15 protein-coding genes are annotated in these 23,353 nt (G+C 55.8%); 9 read left to right on the top strand and 6 right to left on the bottom strand.

Features of this window, described 5'->3' with window-relative positions:
* Nucleotides 1-207 precede the first annotated feature (207 nt).
* Both glpT and glpQ read left to right on the top strand, forming a co-directional pair.
* Complete coding sequence (glpT, locus tag ACOTXT_RS02730) at nt 208-1,560, top strand: glycerol-3-phosphate transporter (RefSeq protein ID WP_045354273.1); 1,353 nt, start codon at nt 208-210, stop codon at nt 1,558-1,560.
* 11 nt (nt 1,561-1,571) lie between these two features.
* The gene (glpQ, locus tag ACOTXT_RS02725; protein WP_045407690.1) at nt 1,572-2,627 is read left to right on the top strand and encodes a glycerophosphodiester phosphodiesterase; all 1,056 of its coding nucleotides are present in this window, start codon (nt 1,572-1,574) and stop codon (nt 2,625-2,627) included.
* A gap of 89 nt (nt 2,628-2,716) precedes the next feature.
* On the opposite strand, the gene yfaE is transcribed toward glpQ, so the two are convergent.
* From yfaE to ubiG, 4 genes are all read right to left on the bottom strand, one after another.
* Nucleotides 2,717-2,971, bottom strand: coding sequence for a class I ribonucleotide reductase maintenance protein YfaE (gene yfaE, locus ACOTXT_RS02720; protein WP_045407687.1), 255 nt, complete (start codon nt 2,969-2,971; stop codon nt 2,717-2,719).
* Complete coding sequence (gene nrdB, locus ACOTXT_RS02715; RefSeq protein ID WP_008500235.1) at nt 2,971-4,101, bottom strand: class Ia ribonucleoside-diphosphate reductase subunit beta; 1,131 nt, start codon at nt 4,099-4,101, stop codon at nt 2,971-2,973. The genes yfaE and nrdB overlap by 1 nt, the downstream gene beginning before the upstream one ends.
* Before the next feature lie 54 nt (nt 4,102-4,155).
* The gene (gene nrdA / locus ACOTXT_RS02710) at nt 4,156-6,441 is read right to left on the bottom strand and encodes a class 1a ribonucleoside-diphosphate reductase subunit alpha (RefSeq protein ID WP_008500237.1); all 2,286 of its coding nucleotides are present in this window, start codon (nt 6,439-6,441) and stop codon (nt 4,156-4,158) included.
* A gap of 348 nt (nt 6,442-6,789) precedes the next feature.
* On the bottom strand, nt 6,790-7,518 hold the full coding sequence (gene ubiG, locus ACOTXT_RS02705) for a bifunctional 2-polyprenyl-6-hydroxyphenol methylase/3-demethylubiquinol 3-O-methyltransferase UbiG (RefSeq protein WP_021241539.1): 729 nt from the start codon (nt 7,516-7,518) through the stop codon (nt 6,790-6,792).
* A 146-nt stretch (nt 7,519-7,664) separates the two neighbouring features.
* On the opposite strand from ubiG, the gene gyrA reads away from it, so the two are divergent.
* A complete protein-coding gene (gene gyrA, locus ACOTXT_RS02700) occupies nt 7,665-10,301 on the top strand; it encodes a DNA topoisomerase (ATP-hydrolyzing) subunit A (protein ID WP_021241538.1) in 2,637 nt (878 codons plus the stop codon).
* Nucleotides 10,302-10,436: 135 nt separating this feature from the next.
* Nucleotides 10,437-13,283, top strand: coding sequence for a two-component system sensor histidine kinase RcsC (rcsC, locus tag ACOTXT_RS02695; RefSeq protein ID WP_021241537.1), 2,847 nt, complete (start codon nt 10,437-10,439; stop codon nt 13,281-13,283).
* A gap of 111 nt (nt 13,284-13,394) precedes the next feature.
* Here the strand turns inward: rcsC and rcsB are convergent, their stop codons facing one another.
* On the bottom strand, nt 13,395-14,045 hold the full coding sequence (rcsB, locus tag ACOTXT_RS02690; RefSeq protein ID WP_003859405.1) for a response regulator transcription factor RcsB: 651 nt from the start codon (nt 14,043-14,045) through the stop codon (nt 13,395-13,397).
* Between the two features lie 16 nt (nt 14,046-14,061).
* Complete coding sequence (rcsD, locus tag ACOTXT_RS02685) at nt 14,062-16,734, bottom strand: phosphotransferase RcsD (RefSeq protein WP_333164084.1); 2,673 nt, start codon at nt 16,732-16,734, stop codon at nt 14,062-14,064.
* A 743-nt stretch (nt 16,735-17,477) separates the two neighbouring features.
* Here rcsD and ACOTXT_RS02680 point away from each other — a divergent pair.
* The 5 genes from ACOTXT_RS02680 to ACOTXT_RS02660 all read left to right on the top strand — a co-directional run bounded on the left by ACOTXT_RS02680 (nt 17,478) and on the right by ACOTXT_RS02660 (nt 23,238).
* Nucleotides 17,478-18,566 (top strand): porin OmpC, encoded by a 1,089-nt coding sequence (locus ACOTXT_RS02680; RefSeq protein WP_021241535.1) that lies wholly within the window; start codon nt 17,478-17,480, stop codon nt 18,564-18,566.
* Nucleotides 18,567-18,681: 115 nt separating this feature from the next.
* The gene (apbE, locus tag ACOTXT_RS02675; protein WP_021241534.1) at nt 18,682-19,737 is read left to right on the top strand and encodes an FAD:protein FMN transferase ApbE; all 1,056 of its coding nucleotides are present in this window, start codon (nt 18,682-18,684) and stop codon (nt 19,735-19,737) included.
* 72 nt (nt 19,738-19,809) lie between these two features.
* Nucleotides 19,810-20,868, top strand: coding sequence for a bifunctional DNA-binding transcriptional regulator/O6-methylguanine-DNA methyltransferase Ada (ada, locus tag ACOTXT_RS02670; protein ID WP_008500244.1), 1,059 nt, complete (start codon nt 19,810-19,812; stop codon nt 20,866-20,868).
* Nucleotides 20,868-21,524 carry a DNA oxidative demethylase AlkB gene (alkB, locus tag ACOTXT_RS02665; protein WP_021241532.1) on the top strand — a complete coding sequence of 219 codons (657 nt, stop codon included), beginning with the start codon at nt 20,868-20,870 and terminating at the stop codon, nt 21,522-21,524. Before ada ends, alkB begins: the two co-directional genes overlap by 1 nt.
* A gap of 70 nt (nt 21,525-21,594) precedes the next feature.
* Entirely contained in the window at nt 21,595-23,238 is a 1,644-nt protein-coding gene (locus ACOTXT_RS02660; protein ID WP_032664075.1) for a multidrug ABC transporter permease/ATP-binding protein, read from the top strand.
* Nucleotides 23,239-23,353: the final 115 nt, after the last annotated feature.

Here is a 23,353-nt window from a genome sequence, read left to right as displayed (position 1 = left end):
TTTGTGGTTTGTTTGATTTCGAACATAAACGCGCGGAATTCGAAAGTGAAACGTGATTTCATGCGCTTTTTTGCGCATTCTGTCATATTTCTGTAACAATCTGTGCGTTGATTCACAGTAACAATCACCGTGATTTCTTAACATCCCCGCCTCTGGAATTCAGGTGCGAGCCACCTGCTCACTCATTTCAAGGCCACGGAGGCTGTTATGCTCAGTATCTTCAAACCTGCGCCCCACAGGGCGCGTCTGCCAGAGGCAGAAATAGATCCGCTCTATCGCCGTCTGCGTTGGCAAATCTTCCTGGGGATCTTCTTCGGGTATGCGGCGTACTACCTTGTACGTAAAAACTTCGCGCTCGCCATGCCGTATCTGGTGGAGCAGGGCTTCTCCCGCGGCGATCTGGGGTTCGCGCTGTCGGGGATATCCATCGCCTACGGTTTTTCCAAATTCATCATGGGTTCCGTGTCGGATCGCTCGAATCCGCGCGTGTTCCTGCCTGCCGGTCTGATCCTGGCGGCAGCGGTGATGCTGTTTATGGGCTTTGTGCCATGGGCAACCTCCAGCATTGCCATCATGTTCGTGCTGCTGTTCCTCTGCGGCTGGTTCCAGGGAATGGGGTGGCCGCCGTGCGGACGCACCATGGTGCACTGGTGGTCGCAGAAAGAGCGCGGCGGCATCGTGTCGGTGTGGAACTGCGCCCATAACGTGGGCGGCGGTATTCCGCCGCTGCTGTTCCTGCTGGGGATGGCCTGGTTCAACGACTGGCACGCGGCGCTCTACATGCCTGCCTTTGGTGCCATTCTGGTGGCGATTATTGCTTTCGCCCTGATGCGCGATACGCCGCAGTCCTGCGGCCTGCCGCCGATTGAAGAGTACAAAAACGACTATCCGGATGATTACAGCAAGGAGCACGAAGAAGAGCTGACCGCAAAACAGATCTTCATGAAGTACGTCCTGCCGAACAAGCTGCTGTGGTACATCGCGGTGGCGAACGTGTTCGTTTACCTGCTTCGCTACGGCATCCTCGACTGGTCCCCGACCTACCTGAAAGAGGTGAAGCACTTCGCGCTGGATAAGTCCTCCTGGGCCTATTTCCTGTATGAATATGCCGGGATCCCAGGCACGCTGCTTTGCGGCTGGATGTCAGATAAGGTGTTTAAAGGCAACCGCGGCGCGACGGGCGTGTTCTTTATGACCCTGGTCACCATCGCGACCGTCGTTTACTGGCTCAATCCGCCGGGCAACCCATCAGTAGACATGGCCTGTATGATCGTCATCGGCTTCCTGATTTACGGTCCGGTGATGCTGATCGGTCTTCACGCCCTGGAGCTGGCGCCGAAGAAAGCGGCGGGAACGGCGGCGGGCTTTACCGGCCTGTTCGGCTACCTCGGCGGTTCGGTCGCGGCGAGCGCCATCGTGGGCTATACCGTTGACTTCTTCGGCTGGGACGGCGGCTTTATGGTGATGATCGGCGGAAGCGTGCTGGCGGTACTGCTGCTGATTGTTGTGATGATCGGGGAAAAACGTCACCACGCGGAAGTGCTGGCGCGTCGTCAATAAGGAGCTTTGCGATGAAATTAACTCAGTTAGCAACCGGCCTGCTGCTGGCGGGCCTGATGACAGGCTCCGCGCTGGCGGCGGATAAAATCGTTATTGCCCACCGCGGTGCGAGCGGCTATCTGCCGGAGCATACGCTCCCGGCGAAAGCGATGGCCTATGCGCAAGGCGCGGATTACCTGGAGCAGGATCTGGTGATGACGAAGGACGACCAGCTGGTCGTCCTGCACGACCATTATCTTGACCGCGTGACGGACGTGGCAGAGCGTTTCCCGAATCGCGCCCGCAAAGATGGCCGCTTCTACGCCATTGACTTCACGCTGGCGGAGATCCGCTCCCTGAAGTTCACCGAAGGCTTCGAGATTGAAAACGGCAAGAAGGTGCAGGTCTATCCGGGACGTTTCCCGATGGGCAAATCTGACTTCCGGATCCATACCTTCCAGGAAGAGATTGAGTTTGTTCAGGGGCTGAACCACTCCACCGGTAAAAACATCGGCATCTACCCGGAAATCAAAGCCCCATGGTTCCACCATCAGGAAGGGAAAGACATTGCCGCGAAGACGCTGGAGGTGCTCAAACAGTACGGCTACACCAGCAAGCAGGACAAAGTCTACCTGCAGTGTTTTGACGCCGCCGAGCTGAAGCGCATCAAAACCGAGCTGGAGCCGAAGATGGGGATGGATCTCAATCTGGTGCAGCTGATTGCCTATACCGACTGGAATGAAACCCAGGAGAAGCAGCCGGACGGCAAGTGGGTGAACTACAGCTACGACTGGATGTTTAAGCCGGGTGCGATGAAGCAGATTGCGCAGTACGCCGACGGCATCGGGCCGGATTACCACATGCTGGTGGCGGAAGGCTCAACGCCGGGACACGTGAAGCTGACGGCGATGGTGAAAGAGGCGCATGCTAGCAAGATGCAGGTGCATCCGTACACCGTGCGTGCAGACCAGCTGCCGCCGTATGCCACGGATGTGAATCAGCTTTATGAGGTGTTATATAACCAGGCGGGCGTGGACGGACTGTTTACGGATTTCCCGGATAAAGCGGTCAGCTTCCTGAAGGATTAACGCTGAAATTGCCGGGTGGCGGCTGCGCCTTACCCGGCCTACGAACTGCGGTTTTGTAGGTCGGGTAAGCGAAGCGCCACCCGACACCATCACATCTCGATCTCGATATCGCCTTTTGCCCGGCAGCAGCAGGGCAAAATTTCCCCTTCGTTGATAAAGGCCAGCGGTTCGGTCAGCCAGTCCACCTGGCCGGCGACCAGACGGCAGCGGCAAGAGCCGCAGTAGCCGGAACGACACTGGTACTCTACTTCGACCTGATGCGCCTCAAGCGCTACCAGCAGAGAAGGGTGCTCTTCCCGACACAGTACCTCAGTGCCGGAAAGACGTAACGTGACGCGTGGCATCAGAGCTGGAAGTCGCTCAGGTCGTCGGTGTTGACTTCAGAATCAATCTGACCGACCAGATAAGAACTCACTTCCACTTCCTGCGGCGCAACCTGCACGTTATCGGACACCAGCCAGGTGTTGATCCACGGGATAGGGTTAGAGCGCGTCTGGAACGGCAGGTCGAGACCGACCGCCTGCATGCGGATGTTGGTGATGTACTCAACGTACTGGCACAGGATGTCTTTGTTCAGGCCAATCATGGAGCCGTCGCGGAACAGGTAGTCTGCCCACTCTTTCTCCTGCTGAGCCGCCAGCACGAACAGGTCGTAGCACTCCTGCTTGCACTCTTCGGCGATTTCCGCCATCTCCGGATCGTCCGTGCCGCTGCGCAGCAGGTTCAGCATGTGCTGGGTACCGGTCAGGTGCAGGGCTTCATCGCGGGCAATCAGACGGATGATTTTGGCGTTGCCTTCCATCAGCTTGCGCTCGGCAAAGGCGAAGGAGCAGGCGAAGCTGACGTAGAAGCGGATCGCTTCCAGCGCGTTAACACTCATCAGGCACAGGTACAGCTGTTTTTTCAGCGCGCGCAGGTTCACGGTGATGGTTTTACCGTTCACATGGTGAGTGCCTTCGCCCAGCAGGTGCCAGTAGCTGGTCATCTCGATCAGCTCATCATAGTAATGGGCAATGCCTTCCGCGCGCTTCTGGATCTGCTCGTTGGTGACGATATCGTCAAATACCACCGCCGGATCGTTCACGATGTTGCGGATGATGTGTGTGTAAGAGCGGGAGTGGATCGTCTCGGAGAACGCCCAGGTTTCCACCCAGGTTTCCAGCTCAGGAATCGAGATCAGCGGCAGCAGCGCCACGTTCGGGCTACGGCCCTGGATGGAGTCCAGCAGCGTCTGGTACTTCAGGTTGCTGATGAAGATATGTTTTTCGTGATCCGGCAGAGACTGGTAGTCAATACGGTCGCGGGAGACGTCCACTTCTTCCGGACGCCAGAAGAAGGAGAGTTGCTTTTCAATCAGCTTTTCGAAGATGTCATATTTTTGCTGATCGTAGCGTGCCACGTTGACCGGCTGGCCGAAGAACATCGGCTCTTTGAGCTGGTCGTTTTTCGTCTGTGAAAAGGTGGTATATGCCATGAGTGTGTCCTAAAAACGTAGGCCGGGTAAGCGTAGCGCCACCCGGCATTTACATTAGATCTTACATGCGCCGCTTTCGCAGCCATCGTCCTGAATTGACGGAACCAGGTCATCCTGCGCGTCTTCCGCACCGTCACGGGTGTTGTGATAGTACAGCGTTTTCACGCCAAACTTGTAGGCGGTGAGCAGGTCTTTCAGCAATTGCTGCATCGGAACCTTGCCGGACGGGAAGCGCGTCGGGTCATAGTTGGTATTGGCAGAGATCGACTGGTCGATAAACTTCTGCATGATACCCACCAGCTGCAGGTAGCCGTCGTTGTTTGGCATTTCCCACAGCAGCTCGTAGTTGTCACCCAGCGTCTCGTAATCCGGTACCACCTGACGCAGCACGCCGTCTTTCGAGGCCTTGATGCTGACGTGGCCGCGCGGCGGCTCAATACCGTTGGTGGCGTTAGAGATCTGCGAAGAGGTCTCGGACGGCATCAGGGCAGAGAGCGTGGAGTTACGCAGGCCGTGAGTCTTGATGGACTCGCGCAGGCCTTCCCAGTCGAGGTGCAGCGGCTCGCTGACGATCGCATCCAGGTCTTTCTTGTAAGTGTCGATTGGCAGAATGCCTTTCGCGTAGGTGGTTTCGTTGAACCACGGGCACGCGCCTTGCTCTTTCGCCAGCTCGTTGGACGCTTTCATCAGGTAGTACTGAATCGCTTCGAACGTCTGGTGCGTCAGGTTGTTGGCGCTGCCGTCGGAGTAACGCTTGCCGTTTTTCGCCAGCCAGTAGGCGAAGTTGATCACGCCGATACCCAGGGTACGACGCCCCATCGCACCGCGTTTCGCGGCCGGGATTGGGTAATCCTGGTAGTCCAGCAGGGCGTCGAGCGCACGAACCGCCAGCACGGCCAGCTCTTCCAGCTCGTCCAGGCTCTTGATGGCACCCAGGTTGAACGCGGACAGCGTACACAGCGCAATTTCACCGTTTTCGTCGTTCACGTCTTCCAGCGGTTTGGTCGGCAGGGCGATCTCCAGGCACAGGTTAGACTGGCGCACTGGTGCAACCACCGGATCAAACGGGCTGTGGGTGTTGCAGTGGTCAACGTTCTGGATGTAGATACGGCCGGTAGAGGCACGTTCCTGCATCATCAGGGAGAACAGGTCCACCGCCTTCACGCGCTGCTTGCGGATGCTGTCGTCTTTTTCGTATTTGGTGTACAAACGCTCGAATTCGTCCTGATCGGCGAAGAACGCGTCATACAGGCCCGGGACGTCGGACGGGCTGAACAGGGTGATCTCTTCGCCCTTCAGCAGACGGGTGTACATCAGCTTGTTGATCTGCACGCCGTAGTCCATGTGACGCACGCGGTTGCCTTCAACACCACGGTTGTTTTTCAGGACCAGCAGGCTTTCCACTTCCAGGTGCCACATAGGGTAGAACAGGGTCGCAGCACCGCCGCGCACGCCGCCCTGAGAGCAGGATTTTACTGCCGTCTGGAAGTGCTTATAGAACGGGATACAGCCGGTGTGGAACGCTTCACCGCCGCGAATCGGGCTGCCCAGCGCACGGATGCGACCGGCGTTGATGCCGATACCGGCACGCTGGGAAACGTATTTCACGATGGCGCTGGACGTGGCGTTGATGGAATCCAGGCTGTCACCACACTCGATCAGTACGCAGGAGCTGAACTGACGGGTTGGGGTGCGCACGCCAGACATGATTGGCGTCGGCAGTGAAATCTTGAACGTCGATACCGCATCGTAGAAACGCTTCACGTAATCCAGACGGGTGTCACGCGGATAGTTAGAGAACAGGCAGGCAGCCACCAGAATATAGAGGAACTGGGCGCTTTCGTAGATCTCACCGGTTACACGGTTCTGAACCAGGTATTTGCCTTCGAGCTGCTTCACCGCTGCGTAGGAGAAGTTCATGTCGCGCCAGTGATCGATAAACCCGTTCATCTGCTCGAACTCTTCTTCCGTATAGTCTTCCAGCAGATGCGTGTCGTATTTGCCCAGCTCAACCATTTTCACCACGTGATCGTAAAGCTTCGGCGGCTCAAACTGGCCGTAGGCTTTTTTACGCAGGTGGAAAATCGCCAGACGTGCAGCGAGGTACTGATAATCCGGTGCTTCGCGGGAGATGAGGTCCGCCGCCGCTTTAATGATCGTTTCGTGGATATCAGACGTTTTGATGCCGTCGTAGAACTGGATGTGTGAACGCAGTTCAACCTGGGAGATAGATACGTTGTTCAGTCCTTCTGCTGCCCAGTCGAGAACTCGATGGATTTTGTCCAGATTGATACGCTCGGTAGTACCGTCGCGCTTTGTCACCAGCAGACTCTGATTCATGTGGGGTTTACCTGTCCGTGAAATAAAAAAATATCCCCCGCTTATCCACAGAACCGTCTTGTGACTAACTCTGTGGATAAATACTACATATAGGGGGTTTGCGATAAGAAAAACGCTATATGGTGAGTATTCTAGTAAGGATTCTTTTCAGTACAAGGGTTGATTTTGACGTTAAATTGAGGTTGTGAAAGGGTAAAAAAGGCTAAGTCCTCGTACCGTAAGGCCTGGAAGACATGTCAATAATTAAGAAAAAAAATTCAAAATTTGATCGAGTGCTGATTTCTTCAACGGGCGGTCAGAATTGCGCAACATGATGTCGCGCAATCTTTATAAGAATAACGAATGACGTTAGTCGTTTTTGGCGGTTGTATGCAACATATAGTTAACATCAACGCCCGGTGCGAGTTTGAATTTATTGGTCAGCGGATTGTAGTGCAGACCGGTGATGTGCTGCTCCTTGAGCCACGTCTGGTCGACCCAGCTTAACAGTTCCGCAGGCTTGATGAATTTCTTCACGTCATGCGTGCCTTTCGGCACCATGCGCAGCACATACTCCGCGCCAACGACGGCCATCAGCCAGGCTTTACCGTTGCGGTTGATGGTCGAGAAGAAGACCTGTCCACCCGGTTTCACCAGTTTTGCACAGGCGTGCACCACGGACTGCGGATCGGGAACGTGTTCCAGCATCTCCATGCAGGTCACCACATCGTACTGATGGGCATGTTTTGCCGCGTGTTCTTCCACGGTTTCCTGCACGTAGTCCACCTGTATGCCAGACTCCAGCGCATGAAGACGAGCAACCTGCAGCGGTTCAAAGCCCATATCCAGGCCCGTGACGTTCGCCCCTTCGCGCGCCATGCTTTCCGCCAGGATACCGCCACCGCAGCCGACATCGAGCACTTTTTTACCGAACAGACCGCCGGAGCGCTCCGCGATATAGCCCAGACGCAGCGGGTTAATACGGTGCAGCGGTTTGAACTCGCCTTCGAGATCCCACCAGCGGGACGCCACCGCTTCAAATTTGGCAATCTCTTCGTGGTCAACGTTGTGAGCCACCGGGGATTTTTCGGCATTCATGGGCGCTTTTACTCCTTATTTAGCAAGACGAATGAGTATATCAGGCAATCCCTGTGAATAAAGCGTATAGGTTTACCTCAATCACCTCGGCTGTGTTATAATTTGCGACCTTTGAATCCGGGATACAGTAGAGGGATAGCGGTTAGATGAGCGACCTTGCGAGAGAAATTACACCGGTTAACATCGAGGAAGAGCTGAAGAGCTCCTATCTGGACTATGCGATGTCGGTCATTGTTGGCCGTGCGCTGCCGGACGTCCGCGATGGCCTTAAGCCGGTACACCGTCGCGTACTATACGCCATGAACGTATTGGGCAATGACTGGAATAAAGCCTATAAAAAATCTGCCCGCGTCGTCGGTGACGTCATCGGTAAATATCACCCGCATGGTGATATCGCCGTTTATGACACCATCGTTCGTATGGCGCAGCCATTCTCCTTGCGCTACATGCTGGTAGATGGTCAGGGTAACTTTGGTTCAGTCGACGGCGACTCCGCTGCGGCGATGCGTTATACGGAAATCCGTATGTCGAAAATCGCTCATGAGCTGATGGCCGACCTGGAAAAAGAGACCGTTGATTTCGTCGATAACTACGACGGCACCGAGCGCATCCCAGATGTGATGCCCACCAAGATCCCGAACCTGTTAGTGAACGGTTCGTCCGGTATCGCGGTCGGTATGGCAACCAACATTCCGCCGCACAATATCACCGAGGTGATCAACGGCTGTCTGGCTTATATCGACGATGAAGACATCAGCATTGAAGGGCTGATGGCACACATCCCGGGCCCGGACTTCCCGACGGCGGCGATCATCAACGGTCGTCGCGGCATTGAAGAAGCGTACCGTACCGGCCGCGGCAAGATTTACATCCGTGCCCGCGCTGAAGTAGAAGCGGACGCCAAAACCGGCCGTGAAACCATTATTGTTCACGAGATCCCGTATCAGGTGAACAAAGCGCGTCTGATTGAAAAAATCGCCGAGCTGGTAAAAGAAAAACGCGTTGAAGGCATCAGCGCGCTGCGTGACGAGTCTGATAAAGACGGTATGCGCATCGTGATTGAGATCAAACGCGACGCGGTGGGTGAGGTTGTCCTGAATAACCTGTACTCCCAGACGCAGCTTCAGGTCTCCTTCGGTATCAACATGGTTGCGCTGCACCATGGTCAGCCGAAGATCATGAACCTGAAAGAGATCCTGAGCGCGTTCGTCCGTCACCGCCGTGAAGTGGTGACCCGTCGTACCATCTTCGAACTGCGCAAAGCGCGCGACCGTGCACACATCCTTGAAGCGCTGGCGGTTGCGCTGGCCAACATCGACCCGATCATCGAGCTGATCCGTCGTGCGCCAACCCCGGCGGAAGCGAAAACCGCGCTGGTTTCCCGTCCGTGGGATCTGGGCAACGTCGCCGCGATGCTGGAACGTGCGGGCGATGACGCGGCGCGTCCTGAATGGCTGGAACCTGAGTTCGGCGTGCGTGACGGTCAATACTACCTGACTGAACAGCAGGCCCAGGCGATTCTGGATCTGCGTCTGCAGAAACTGACCGGCCTTGAGCATGAAAAACTGCTCGACGAATACAAAGAGCTGCTGGAACAGATTGCTGAGCTGCTGCATATCCTGGGCAGCGCAGAGCGCCTGATGGAAGTGATTCGCGAAGAGCTGGAGCTGGTCCGCGATCAGTTCGGCGACGAGCGCCGCACCGAAATCACCGCCAACAGCGCGGACATCAACATCGAAGACCTGATCAACCAGGAAGACGTTGTGGTGACCCTGTCTCACCAGGGCTACGTGAAGTATCAGCCGTTAACGGACTACGAAGCACAGCGTCGTGGCGGTAAAGGTAAATCTGCAGCACGTATTAAAGAAGAAGACTTTATTGACCGCCTGCTGGTGGCGAACACCCATGACACGATCCTCTGCTTCTCCAGCCGCGGTCGTCTGTACTGGATGAAAGTCTATCAGCTTCCGGAAGCAAGCCGTGGCGCACGTGGTCGTCCAATCGTCAACCTGCTGCCGCTGGAAGCGAACGAACGTATCACCGCCATTCTGCCGGTACGCGAGTACGAAGAGGGCGTGAACGTCTTTATGGCGACCGCCAGCGGTACCGTGAAGAAAACCGCGCTGACCGAATTCAGCCGTCCGCGTTCTGCCGGTATTATCGCCGTGAACCTGAACGAAGGCGACGAGCTGATTGGCGTGGATCTGACCTCGGGCTCCGATGAAGTCATGCTCTTCTCTGCGGCCGGTAAAGTGGTGCGCTTCAAAGAAGACGCCGTCCGTGCAATGGGCCGTACCGCGACGGGCGTTCGTGGTATCAAACTGGCTGGCGAAGACAGCGTTGTTTCTCTGATTATTCCGCGCGGTGAAGGGGCTATCCTGACCGTCACGCAGAATGGTTACGGTAAACGTACGGCGGAAGGGGAATACCCAACCAAGTCTCGTGGCACGCAGGGCGTTATCTCCATCAAGGTGACCGAGCGCAACGGTTCCGTTGTCGGCGCGGTGCAGGTAGACGATGCCGACCAGATCATGATGATCACCGATGCCGGTACGCTGGTGCGTACCCGCGTGTCTGAGATCAGCGTGGTGGGTCGTAACACTCAGGGCGTGATCCTCATCCGTACAGCGGAAGATGAAAACGTGGTGGGTCTGCAGCGCGTTGCCGAGCCGGTGGATGACGAAGAGCTCGACTCCATCGACGGTAGCGTCGCGGAAGGCGATGAGGACATCGCGCCAGAAGCCGACACCGACGATGACGTAGCGGATGACGCTGACGAGTAATGTCTCCTGATGTAAAAAAGGGCCGGATTCCGGCCCTTTTCTTTTGCAGAAGCAGATAAGTCAACGTTGCGACCTGGCGCGTTTACCGCTACCTTAACCACATTCTTTTGACCCCGACGGCGGAGCCTCGCCCCCTTGAAATACCTCGTCTCCTTTCGTACTACGCTGAAAGTCTCTCGCTATCTGTTTAGAGCGCTGGCGCTCCTGCTTTGGCTGCTGGTGGCCTTGTTCTCGGTGTTTTACATCGTTAATGCGCTGCATCAGAAAGAAGCGGAGATCCGCCAGGAGTTTAACTTAAGCTCCGACCAGGCCCAGCGCTACATTCAGCGAACGTCTGACGTCATGAAGGAGCTGAAGTATATTGCCGAGAATCGTCTGACGGCGGAAAACGGTATTCTTGCGCTCCGCGGGCGTAACGACAAAACCGAAGTTCCGGACTTCCAGCCGCTGTTCCCGGATTCCGATTGCTCCACCATGAGCAATACCTGGCGCGGGTCGCTGGAATCGCTAGCCTGGTTTATGCGCTACTGGCGCGACAACTTCTCCGCCGCCTATGACCTGAACCGCGTCTTCCTGATTGGCAGCGAAAATCTCTGCATGGCTGACTTTGGCCTGCGCGACGTGCCCGTTGAGCGTGACAATGCGCTGAAAAGCCTGCATGAACGTATTGTGAAATACCGCAATGCACCACAGGACGAGCGCGGGAATAACATCTTCTGGGTGAGCCAGGGCCCGCGCCCCGGCGTGGGCTATTTCTATGCCCTGACGCCGGTTTATCTCGGGAATCGCCTGCAGGCACTGATGGGGATTGAGCAGACCATCCGCATGGAAAACTTCTTCACCCCTGGCAGCCTGCCCATGGGGGTGACCATTCTGGATGAAAACGGCCATCAGCTGATCTCGCTTGCCGGGCCCGATAACCGGCTGAACGTCGAACCGCACTGGATGCAGGAGCGGTCGTGGTTTGGCTATACCTCGGGCTTCCGCGAGCTGGTGCTGAAGAAGAGCCTGCCGCCTTCGTCACTGAGTATCGTCTATTCGCTGCCGGTGGATATGGTACTTGAGCGGATACGCATTCTTATCATGAATGCAATTCTGCTCAACCTGCTGGCGGGGGGCGCGCTGTTTACGCTGGCGCGCATGTATGAGCGGAAAATCTTTATTCCCGCCGAAAGCGACGCCCAGCGCCTGGAGGAACACGAGCAGTTTAACCGCAAGATTGTTGCCTCGGCGCCGGTGGGGATCTGTATCCTGCGTACCCAGGACGGGACCAACATCCTGAGTAACGAACTGGCGCATAACTACCTGAACATGCTGACGCACGAAGACCGGCAGAGGCTGACGCAGATTATCTGCGGTCAGCAGGTTAACTTCGTTGACGTGCTCACCAGTACGCACACCAACCTGCAGATAAGCTTTGTCCATTCCCGCTATCGCAATGAAAACGTGGCGATTTGCGTGCTGGTGGATGTCTCCGCGCGCGTGAAGATGGAAGAGTCGTTGCAGGAGATGGCGCAGGCGGCGGAGCAGGCCAGCCAGTCAAAATCCATGTTCCTTGCGACCGTCAGCCACGAGCTGCGTACGCCGCTGTACGGGATTATCGGTAACCTCGATCTGTTGCAGACGAAGGAATTGCCGAAAGGCGTCGACCGGCTGGTGACGGCGATGAACAACTCCTCCAGCCTGCTGCTGAAAATCATCAGCGATATTCTCGACTTCTCTAAAATTGAGTCCGAGCAGCTGAAAATCGAGCCGCGCGAGTTTTCACCGCGCGAGGTGATGAACCACATTAGCGCCAACTATCTGCCGCTGGTGGTGCGTAAACAGCTGGGGCTCTACTGCTTTATTGAACCGGACGTGCCGCTGACGCTGCACGGCGATCCGATGCGCTTGCAGCAGGTCATCTCTAACCTGCTCAGCAACGCCATCAAATTTACCGATACCGGCTGTATTGTGTTGCACGTCTGCCGGGCAGGAGATTACCTGAGCATTCGCGTGCGCGACACGGGGGTCGGCATTCCGGCGAAGGAGGTGGTTCGTCTGTTCGATCCGTTCTTCCAGGTCGGTACCGGCGTGCAGCGTAACTTCCAGGGCACCGGACTGGGGCTGGCGATTTGTGAGAAGCTCGTCAGCATGATGGACGGCGATATCTCTGTGGATACCGAGCCCGGCATGGGCAGCCAGTTCACCATCCGCATTCCGCTCTATTCGGCGCAATATCCGGCAAAAGCCACGGTAGACGGGCTGAGCGATAAGCGCTGCTGGCTGGCGGTGCATAACGCCTCGCTGAATGACTATCTGACGGCGCTGCTGACCCACTGCGGCGTGAGGGTGTGCCGCTATGAAGGTCAAACACCGGACGTTGACGATGTGCTGATCGCCGACGAGATGCAAGAGCAGCAGTGGCAGGGGAGAGGGTCGGTGCTCTTCTGCCGTCGCCACATCGGCATTCCCGTCGAGCGCGCGCCTGGGGAATGGGTACACAGTGTTGCGACGCCGCACGAGCTGTTGAGCCTGCTGGCACGCATCTACAAAGTGGAGCTGGAAGAGCGCGACGGCGCGGGCGGATTGCCGTCACCGGAGTCTCTGGCGTCGGTGAATGACGATATGATGATTCTGGTGGTGGATGACCATCCGATTAACCGCCGCCTGCTGGCTGACCAGCTTGGATCGCTGGGCTACCAGTGCAAAACCGCCAATGACGGCGTGGATGCGCTGAACGTGCTGAGTAAGAATCATATTGATATCGTGCTGAGCGATGTCAACATGCCTAACATGGACGGCTACCGTCTGACGCAGCGCATCCGGCAGCTTGGCCTGACGCTGCCGGTGGTGGGCGTAACGGCGAACGCGCTGGCGGAAGAGAAGCAGCGCTGTCTGGAGTCAGGCATGGACAGCTGTCTGTCGAAACCGGTGACGCTGGACGTGCTGAAGCAGACATTGTCGATTTACGCAGAGCGCGTGAGAAAAACGAGAATATAAAAAAGGCCCGGAAGGGCCTTTTTTATTTGCCCGGCGACGCTGCGCTTGCGCGGGCCTGCGGGGTCTGTAGGCCGGGTTAGCGTGAGCGCCACCCGGCATAGACAGCGGAGATCAATCTTTGTCAGTTGCACTCAGCGTGACGGAGGAGAGATAGTTCAGCAAAGCAATATCGTTGTCCACACCCAGTTTCATCATCGCTGATTTCTTCTGGCTGCTGATGGTTTTAATACTACGGTTCAGCTTCTTGGCAATCTCGGTCACCAGGAAACCTTCTGCGAACAGGCGCAGAACTTCACTCTCTTTCGGCGACAGACGTTTGTCACCGTAGCCACCCGCGCTGATTTTTTCCAGCAGACGAGAAACGCTTTCAGGCGTGAACTTCTTGCCTTTCTGCAGCGCCGCAAGCGCTTTAGGCAGATCGGTCGGTGCGCCCTGTTTCAGCACAATCCCTTCGATATCCAGATCCAGTACCGCGCTCAGGATCGCCGGGTTGTTGTTCATGGTCAGAACAATGATCGAGATATCCGGGAAGTGACGTTTAATATATTTGATGAGCGTGATCCCATCACCGTATTTGTCTCCGGGCATGGAGAGATCGGTAATGAGCACGTGTGCATCAAGCTTTGGGAGGTTATTGATCAGTGCTGTAGAGTCTTCAAATTCACCGACTACATTCACCCACTCGATCTGTTCAAGTGATTTGCGAATACCGAACAGTACAATCGGATGGTCATCGGCAATAATTACGTTCATATTGTTCATGTATAAGGCTACCTTGCTACAGCAAGCTTTTGACGTAGGCGTCAATGTCGCTGATGTATTTTTCAATGCCAGAGGCATCTTTCTCACGAATTAGATGTTCCAGCGTTTCACATAACTGCTTGCCGGGAACCAGATTAAGCATGGCAAACACCCCTTTAAGCCGGTGTGCTGTCTGTGCCAGCGCTGCAAAATCATTCGCAGCGGACTCAGTATACAACCGCTTAACATCATCTGGTACTGTATCAACAAAGAGTGAATAGTATCCGCTGGCGTGAAGCTCGGCATTTTCATTACCGCCAAGCGGGGATTCCGCTATCTCTTCCTGCGCCAGCTGCTCTTCTATTAGTTGTAGTACAGCTTCCTGCATCGCATTGCTTATATTAAAGTTGACGCGCAGCTGGCCAGGGCCGATTTTCCGCACGCCTGACTCATCATCGCTTAAAAGCAAGCCGGAGGCAGTAAGATTAGACGGATTATCAGTTAAAAACAGATCAAATTCTTGACTTGCAAGTCTTTCATCCGGCGTGATGCAGGCCGCCCCCCAGTTTTCTAACTGACGAACGACAATATTGCGGATCTCGTTCGAGGTCACATCGACCATCACCACGACATCATCCAGCAGACGCTCTTCATCTTCTTCCTGCGGATTGGCCGCCATTTTCACGTGCAGAGAATAGCGGGTGCCGAGGGATTCACGGGCTTTGATATTCAGATGGCCGCCGAGCTTGCGCGCCAGCTGATCGCACAGCCAGAAGGTGAGGGCATTGGCCTTGCCGTAGCGATCGCTTTGCGTGTCGTTCAGGAACGGGAAGTGGAGATTATCAATTTCACTCGTGGTGACGCCTTCCCCGGTGTCGAGGATGCGGAACGTCAGGCGGTCTTCTGCCGACTCCTCCGTACTGACTTCGAGGGTGATCTTGCCGATCTGCGTGGTCGTCACCGCGTACTGAATAATCATCAACAGTATGCGGCGCAGCGCTTCACGATCGCCGTGGCGCTCGTCATTTGCCGGAAGATTGTTATTGATCAGCAGCTGCAACCCTTTACGCTTAATCACGGGCAGGACTTCCGGAACGACTTCATCGATCAGGTCCTGAATAGAGAAGAGGGTTGGTGTTCCTTTCCAGAAATCATTCTCCAGCATGTTCGCCAGCTGGATCTCGTCAACCATTCTGACCAGCGAGTCGGCCTGACAGGCAAGCTGGTGGCTTTCTGACGTATTTAACGCCGCCGCCTGGGTCGCCAGCGTTTTTAACGGCTGCTTAAAGGCATCGCCAATGTTCTGCATAAATGCGGCGCGCCCCTGCTGGTTTTTCTCATACAGTCTTTGCGCCTGCTTGAGCTTTTTATTCACCAGCACCTCGCGATCCTGATCGCGAATGATGAAAATTTGCGTGCGGGAGGCGACCTGGCTGCGGAACTGACGGATCTCGTACAGCTCATTGTTGATGGTGGCCTGGATCACCCCCTGGTGCTGATCCGCCATGGTGGTGATGTTCTGCAGGTTAAGATGTGGCAGCAGATGGTCGGCAATTTTATTGCTCATTACCGTACGATTCGCTTCCTGATCGTGAACTAAGACCCCAAGCGGCAGCACGGAAATAATCTCTTCATTTAGCGCACGTAACACGCGCAGTTCATTGCTGGTGCCTGCCGGGACCGCAGAGGCGTCGCTCTGACGCCCCGGCTGGAAACGGAAGGTGCTGTAGCCAAACAGCGCCAGCGCCAGCAGACCGATATTCAGCAGCAGAGGCAGCAGGATATTTTGCAGCGTGTCGAGCAACAGCGTGCCAAACGGCACCTGCCACACCAGACGCATACCGGTCGAGTTCAGGGATGAGGCAATTTCGATTTTTGAGCCGTTAAAGGAGATCGAGACGCTTTCTGCGGCCTCTTTGTCAGATGCCGCACGCATGTTCTGGGTGCTGTTGTCGGGCTCCAGACGGAAGCTGTCGAGCGGCATGTCCGGCGGGATTAAATCGTTAATCGGTAAATCGAAGGCCACAACCGTCGCCAGATGTCCTGGCTGGTTGAAGGTGGTGCGCAGGGTAAAATAATGACCGTTTTGCCAGGCCAGACGACGCAGGGAAGAGAAGCTCTCACGTTCATCAAGGGCATTCGCCTGCTGCAGCATCTCTGCCCGGCGGGAGTCGACGATGCTGCCCACGGTGGTCTCTTTAAACCCGGAAGAGAGATCTTTTAACGGCAGCGTGGAGATCAGGATCATGCTGTTGTCCTGACCGTTCAGATAGTACATCGACCATGGCACCGTTTCGGCACCCCAGAGAGTATCCAGATAGGTCGAAATACGCTGTGTCATCTCGAGCGTTGCGCTGTCGTGAGAGCCAAAAATGAGCGCCTCAGTCTTACGCTGCGGTTTTTCGAGGTAATAGACATCCTGCTTAAGCCGCGTCTCCTGAAGTCCATCTCCGGATGAGGAGGCCGGGGTGGCCGCAATATTGTCGTAAATCTGCCAGGTGGCGTAGCGCCAGGTATCGATGCGCTTATGCACGGCGTGGGTGATATCGACGACCTGATAGCTCTTATCCTTCAGCCAGGCGTTAACCGCGCTTTGTACCATCACCCCCATGGTCACTAACAGCACAACGATCAAAAGAAGAAAGAAACGGGTGATGCTCCCGGGGAGGAGGGAGAATTTGCTCGGGGCGGTGGTTTCAGTCTGACTCATTGATATCTTTAACCCGTCATGGTCATGCTCTGTGGCGATAGGGCAGTATAAAGGGTAATAACTGAATTTCCAGCGCCACCGTCCGGGAACAGGCGACTTTTTCAACGGACAATACCGGCGGCGGGTGGCGCGGTAAACATGTACAAACTCGTCCTGCGCGTACAAATAAAAAGTGCGGCTGGCCAGCAAATAGCACGAATTAACAAGAAATTAAGTTTTACATCAATTGTGTGTTAGCGAACGATCGCAGGGGAGAATTTAGTTAATAGTCGTTACAATTTCGGTGCGGTAGCACAAAAAATGAGGCGTTGCGTAAAGAAAGGTAAAAAAAAACCGAATGCGAAGCATCCGGCTCAATTAGGGATAAACAGACATTCAAAACTGAATGACGGTAATAAATAAAGTTAATGATGATAGCGAGAGATATTTTAGAGATTAGCCGCGATCTTGTTTTGTCATTCAGTGCTGTAACGATTTTTATTATAAGTTATTGATTACTATATGTATGATTTTTCTTTTGATTATAAGTGCTAAATTTATAAGCTATTTGTGCTTTGTAAAAGTTCCTTGATATTTACATTTTGAAACATCTTGATGGACAAATGAAACATCTTCAAAGTTTTCGTATCATATTCGCATTGGATTATTCTGTAATTTTGCGGAGAATGAAATTGCCGACTGGTTAATGAGGGTTAACCAGTAAGCAGTGGCAATTATAAGGCATATAACAGAGGGTTAATAAAATGAAAGTTAAAGTACTGTCCCTCCTGGTACCAGCACTCCTGGTGGCAGGCGCAGCAAATGCGGCCGAAATTTATAACAAAGATGGCAACAAATTAGATCTGTACGGCAAAGTCGATGGTCTGCACTATTTCTCCGATGACGATAGCGCAGATGGCGACCAGACCTACATGCGTCTTGGCTTTAAAGGCGAAACTCAGGTTAACGATCAGCTGACCGGTTACGGCCAGTGGGAATACCAGATTCAGGGTAACTCAGGTGAGAACGAAAACAACGCCTGGACCCGTGTGGCGTTTGCCGGTCTGAAATTTGGTGACGCGGGTTCTTTCGACTACGGTCGTAACTACGGTGTGGTTTACGATGTAACTTCCTGGACCGACGTTCTGCCAGAATTCGGCGGCGACACCTACGGTTCTGACAACTTCATGCAGCAGCGTGGTAACGGCTTTGCGACCTACCGTAACAGCGATTTCTTCGGCCTGGTTGATGGCCTGAACTTCGCTGTTCAGTATCAAGGTAAAAACGGTAGCGTAAGCGGTGAAGATCAGACTAACAACGGTCGTGAAGCACTGCGTCAGAACGGTGATGGCGTTGGCGGTTCTATCACTTATAACCTGGGCGAAGGCTTCGGTATTGGTACTGCCGTGTCCAGCTCTAAGCGCACCAGTTCCCAGAACGACATGGGCTTCGGTACTGGCGACCGTGCTGAAACCTACACCGGTGGTCTGAAATACGACGCGAACAACATCTACCTGGCTGCTCAGTATACCCAAACCTACAACGCGACTCGCGCAGGCGATCTGGGTTGGGCTAACAAAGCGCAGAACTTCGAAGTGGTTGCTCAGTACCAGTTCGACTTCGGCCTGCGTCCATCCGTGGCTTACCTGCAGTCTAAAGGCAAAGACATCGAAAACTTCGGCGATCAGGATCTGCTGAAATATGTTGATGTGGGTGCGACTTACTACTTCAACAAAAACATGTCCACCTACGTGGATTACAAAATCAACCTGGTTGATGAAAATGAATTCACCCGTCAGGCGGGTATCGGTACTGACGATATCGTCGCGCTGGGTCTGGTTTACCAGTTCTAATCGCGCCATCGTGTGACGTAAGGGGCCTGATGGCCCCTTTTTTTGTGCCTTTCTGATTCTCACAACTCACCTGTTTTGGTGTACTCTTGCCGCCCTGGCATGAGGATAATAATGAATGGACATGACTTTTTTACGCGCCAGCTTTCTGGCTATGCTTTTTTTCCTGACCGCGTGTGACGATCCCGCGCCCGTGGCGAAAACCGACGCACCTGCCGCGACGGTGCTCGAAGGCAAAACGATGGGCACCTTCTGGCGCGTCAGCGTGATGAACCTCGATAAAACGCGCACGGATGAGCTTCGCGGCAAAATCCAGGCACAGCTGGACGCCGACGATCAGCTGCTGTCGACCTATAAAAATGACTCGGCGCTGATGCGCTTTAACCTCTCAACCAGCACCTCTCTGTGGCCGGTGAGCGAGGCGATGGCCGATATCGTGACCGAGGCAATGCGCGTAGGTTATAAAACCAACGGGGCGATGGATGTCACCGTCGGCCCTCTGGTGAACCTCTGGGGATTTGGCCCGAATAAACAGCCGGTGAAGACGCCCGAACAGGCGGCCATTGATGACGCCCGCGCCCGGACCGGGCTACAGCATCTGACCGTCATCAACCAGTACGGGCAGCAGTACCTGCAGAAAGATATTCCCGATCTGTTTGTCGATCTGTCGACGGTCGGGGAAGGCTATGCGGCGGATCATCTTGCTGCACTGATGGCGCAGGAGGGGATTTCCCGTTATCTGGTCTCCGTGGGCGGCGCGTTGGTCAGTCGGGGCATGAACGCCAGCGATAAACCGTGGCGCGTGGCGATTCAAAAACCGACGGATCGGCAAAATGCCGTGCAGGCGATAGTGGATATCAACGGACATGGCATCAGCACTTCCGGAAGCTATCGCAACTATTATGAGCTTGACGGGAAGCGTATTTCGCACGTGATTGATCCGCAGACCGGCCGCCCCATCACGCATAACCTGGTCTCGGTGACGGTCATTGCCCCCACCGCGCTGGAAGCGGATGCCTGGGATACCGGATTAATGGTTCTTGGCCCGGAGAAAGCCAAAGAGGTGGTTCGTCAGGAAGGGCTGGCGGTTTATATGATCACCAAAGAGGGCGACGGGTTTAAAACCTGGAGCTCGCCGCAGTTCAACAGTTTCCTGGTCAGCGACAAAAATTAAAAAGCAAGGTTGCGGGTTTTTTATCGGTGGCGCTCAGGCACGCTCTATGTATGCTTATACGAGGAGCCGATCATGAAAAACCCAACCTTCACTACCGATGAGGATCGCTGGCAGGCCGTGCTGGCCCGCGATCCGCTCGCTGACGATCAGTTTGTCTTCGCCGTGCAGACGACCGGTATTTTCTGCCGTCCGTCATGCCGCGCCCGCCACGCGCTGCGTAAAAATGTCCGCTTTTATCCCGATGCCCGGCACGCCGCTCAGGCGGGCTTTCGTCCGTGCAAGCGCTGCATGCCGGACAAGCGCGATCCGCAGGCGCAAAAGCTGGCAAAAGTGGAACACGCCTGCCGGCTTCTGGAGCAGGATCCTGCGCTAACTCTGGAGAGGCTGGCGGAGCAGGTTGCCATGAGTCCTTTCCATTTCCACCGCCTGTTTAAATCCGTGACCGGCATGACGCCAAAAGCCTGGCAGCAGGCGGCGCGGGGTCAGCGTCTGCGCACCGCGCTTGCGCAGGGAGACAAAATTACCGATGCCGTGCTGGCAGCGGGATTTCCCGACAGCAGCAGCTATTATCGTAAAGCCAACGATGCGTTGGGCATGACGGCGAAGCAGTACCGTAAAGGAGAGGTGGCCGTTCGGTATGCCATCGATGACTGTTCGTTAGGACGCTGTCTGGTCGCCGAAAGCGAGCGGGGGATCTGCGCGATTCTGCTGGGTGACACCGATGCTGAATTAACCGCAGAGCTTGCCACGCAATTTCCAAAAGCGACGCACGCGCCGCGGGACGACGCCTTCGTACAGCGGATCCACCAGGTCATTGCCAGTATTGATAACCGCGACGTACCGCTTGCGCTGCCGCTGGATATTCGCGGTACCGCGTTCCAGCAGCGCGTCTGGCAGGCCCTTCGCGCAATTCCCTGCGGTGAAACGGCAAGTTACCAGCAGGTGGCGCAGGCGATTGGTCAGCCCAGTGCGGTACGCGCCGTCGCCGGAGCATGTGCGGCCAACACGCTGGCGATTGTGATCCCCTGTCATCGCGTGGTTCGCAACGACGGCGCGCTGTCGGGCTATCGCTGGGGGGCGGCGCGAAAAGCGCTATTACTAAAACGTGAGGCGAAACGCCGGGAGGGATAATGCTCGATCTTTTTGCGGATGCTGAACCCTGGCAGGAGCCGCTTGCGCCGGGGGCGGTTATCCTGCGCCGCTTTGCTCTCTCCCGTGCGGGGGCGTTGCTTGCCGGTATCAACGAGGTGACGGCGGCTTCACCGTTTCGCCATATGGTGACGCCGGGCGGCTACACCATGTCGGTGGCCATGGCCAACTGCGGCGAACTGGGCTGGGCGACAAACGAACGTGGGTATGTGTATGCTCCGAACGATCCCACGACAGGTCGGCCGTGGCCTCCCATGCCTGCGGTTTTCCAGGCACTTTGTCACGAGGCTGCCGTGGCGGCGGATTATCCTGACTTCCGTCCTGACGCCTGTCTGATCAACCGCTACGCCGTCGGGGCGAAGCTCTCGCTGCACCAGGACAAGGATGAGCCCGATCTGCGCGCGCCTATCGTTTCGGTATCGTTAGGCCTGCCCGCCGTCTTTCAGTTTGGGGGATTACGCCGCAACGATCCGCTCAAACGCATCATGCTGGAACATGGCGATGTGGTGGTGTGGGGCAGGGAATCGCGGCTTTACTATCACGGCATTCAGCCGCTGAAACCCGGCGTTCACCCCCTCACGGGCGAGTACCGCTTTAATCTGACCTTCCGTCAGGCGGGGATGCGTAAACTAAAATAAGAATTATTCTTGATGTCCGCGCAGGGCAGTTTACACTGCTCGCTGATTTTTTATTGTCCGGATTGCCTGCATGCAACTACTTCTCCTCGTCTGGCGTCAGTACCGCTGGCCCTTCGTCGCCGTCATGGCGTTAAGCCTGGCCAGCGCCGCGCTGGGTATTGGCCTGATCGCGTTTATTAACGTGCGGTTGATTGAAATGGTCGACACCTCGCTCTCCGTATTGCCGGAGTTTCTCGGCCTGCTGCTTCTGTTGATGGCGGTTACGCTCGGCTCCCAGCTGGCGCTGACTGCGCTCGGCCACCATTTCGTTTTCCGTTTGCGCAGCGAGTTTATCAAGCGCATCCTGGACACTCAGGTCGAGCGCGTCGAGCAGCTCGGCAGCGCCTCCCTGCTGGCGGGGCTGACCAGCGACGTTCGCGCCATTACTATCGCGTTCGTTCGTCTGCCGGAGCTGGTGCAGGGGATCATTCTGACCTTCGGCTCGGCGGCCTATCTCGCCTGGCTCTCCAGCAAAATGCTGGCGGTGACTGCGCTGTGGATTGCCATCACCATCTGGGGCGGTTTTGTGCTGGTGTCCCGCGTCTATAAACACATGGCGGTGCTGCGCGAAACCGAAGATAAGCTCTATAACGATTACCAGACGGTACTGGAAGGGCGCAAAGAGCTCACCCTGAACCGCGAGCGCGCCGAGTATATCTTTAACCATCTCTATATTCCGGACGCGCGCGAATACCGGCACCATATCATTCGCGCCGATACCTTCCACCTGAGCGCGGTGAACTGGTCAAACATTATGATGCTGGGCGCCATTGGCCTGGTGTTCTGGATGGCGAACAGCCTGGGCTGGGCGGATACCAACGTCGCGGCAACCTACTCACTGACGCTGCTGTTTTTGCGCACGCCGCTGCTCTCGGCGGTGGGCGCATTGCCCACCTTGCTGAGTGCGCAGGTGGCCTTTAATAAACTCAAAAAATTCGATCTCGCGCCGTTTAAGCCCGAATTCCCGCGCCCGCAGGCCTTCCCGAACTGGCAGACGCTCGAGCTGCGTAACGTCACGTTCCGCTATCAGGACAGCGCCTTCTCCGTGGGGCCGCTCAATCTGACGATCCGCCGCGGCGAGCTGCTGTTCCTGATTGGCGGCAACGGCAGCGGTAAATCGACGCTGGCGATGCTGCTCACCGGGCTTTATCAGCCGCAGTCGGGCGAGATTTTACTGGATGGCACGGCGCTGAGTGCGGAGAAGCCCGAGGACTACCGCAAGCTTTTCTCGGCGGTGTTCACCGACGTCTGGCTGTTTGATCGGCTGCTGGGGCCGGAAGGGCAGCAGGCCAATCCTGCGCTGGTGGAAAAATGGCTGGCGCACCTGCAGATGTCGCACAAGCTGGAACTTCAGGACGGCAAGATCCTTAACCTCAAACTCTCCAAAGGGCAGAAAAAACGCGTGGCGCTGCTGCTGGCGCTGGCGGAAGAGCGTGACATCATTCTGCTCGACGAGTGGGCGGCGGATCAGGACCCGCACTTCCGCCGCGAGTTTTATCAGGTGCTGCTGCCGCTGATGCAGGAGATGGGCAAAACCATTTTCGCCATCAGCCACGACGATCATTACTTTATTCACGCTGACCGCTTGCTGGAGATGCGCGACGGCAGGCTGAGCGAGCTGACCGGTGAAGCGCGCGATGCGGCCTCGCGTGACGCGGTGGCGCGAACGGCCTGATGCCCGTGTGCCGGGTGGCGGCTTCGCCTTACCCGGCCTGGGATTTTGTAGGCCCGTGCAAGCGTAGCGCTGCCGGGCACAATGATTTGCACGAAATGCCGCTTTTTTCTCCATC

Source organism: Enterobacter cloacae complex sp. IR5422 (assembly GCF_049238165.1).
Taxonomy (GTDB): Bacteria; Pseudomonadota; Gammaproteobacteria; order Enterobacterales; family Enterobacteriaceae; genus Enterobacter; species Enterobacter roggenkampii.
Note: the sequence above shows the minus strand (reverse complement) of the source record. Positions and strands in the feature narration are given on the sequence as shown.

Coding starts and splice junctions, on each gene's coding strand:
- gyrA (WP_021241538.1), top strand. CDS start 7,665: ATGAGCGACCTTGCGAGAGAAATTACACCGGTTAACATCGAGGAAGAG.
- ACOTXT_RS02680 (WP_021241535.1), top strand. CDS start 17,478: ATGAAAGTTAAAGTACTGTCCCTCCTGGTACCAGCACTCCTGGTGGCA.
- apbE (WP_021241534.1), top strand. CDS start 18,682: ATGGACATGACTTTTTTACGCGCCAGCTTTCTGGCTATGCTTTTTTTC.
- glpQ (WP_045407690.1), top strand. CDS start 1,572: ATGAAATTAACTCAGTTAGCAACCGGCCTGCTGCTGGCGGGCCTGATG.
- ACOTXT_RS02660 (WP_032664075.1), top strand. CDS start 21,595: ATGCAACTACTTCTCCTCGTCTGGCGTCAGTACCGCTGGCCCTTCGTC.
- ubiG (WP_021241539.1), bottom strand. CDS start 7,518: ATGAATGCCGAAAAATCCCCGGTGGCTCACAACGTTGACCACGAAGAG.
- ada (WP_008500244.1), top strand. CDS start 19,810: ATGAAAAACCCAACCTTCACTACCGATGAGGATCGCTGGCAGGCCGTG.
- nrdA (WP_008500237.1), bottom strand. CDS start 6,441: ATGAATCAGAGTCTGCTGGTGACAAAGCGCGACGGTACTACCGAGCGT.
- rcsD (WP_333164084.1), bottom strand. CDS start 16,734: ATGAGTCAGACTGAAACCACCGCCCCGAGCAAATTCTCCCTCCTCCCC.
- nrdB (WP_008500235.1), bottom strand. CDS start 4,101: ATGGCATATACCACCTTTTCACAGACGAAAAACGACCAGCTCAAAGAG.
- rcsB (WP_003859405.1), bottom strand. CDS start 14,045: ATGAACAATATGAACGTAATTATTGCCGATGACCATCCGATTGTACTG.
- alkB (WP_021241532.1), top strand. CDS start 20,868: ATGCTCGATCTTTTTGCGGATGCTGAACCCTGGCAGGAGCCGCTTGCG.
- yfaE (WP_045407687.1), bottom strand. CDS start 2,971: ATGCCACGCGTCACGTTACGTCTTTCCGGCACTGAGGTACTGTGTCGG.
- glpT (WP_045354273.1), top strand. CDS start 208: ATGCTCAGTATCTTCAAACCTGCGCCCCACAGGGCGCGTCTGCCAGAG.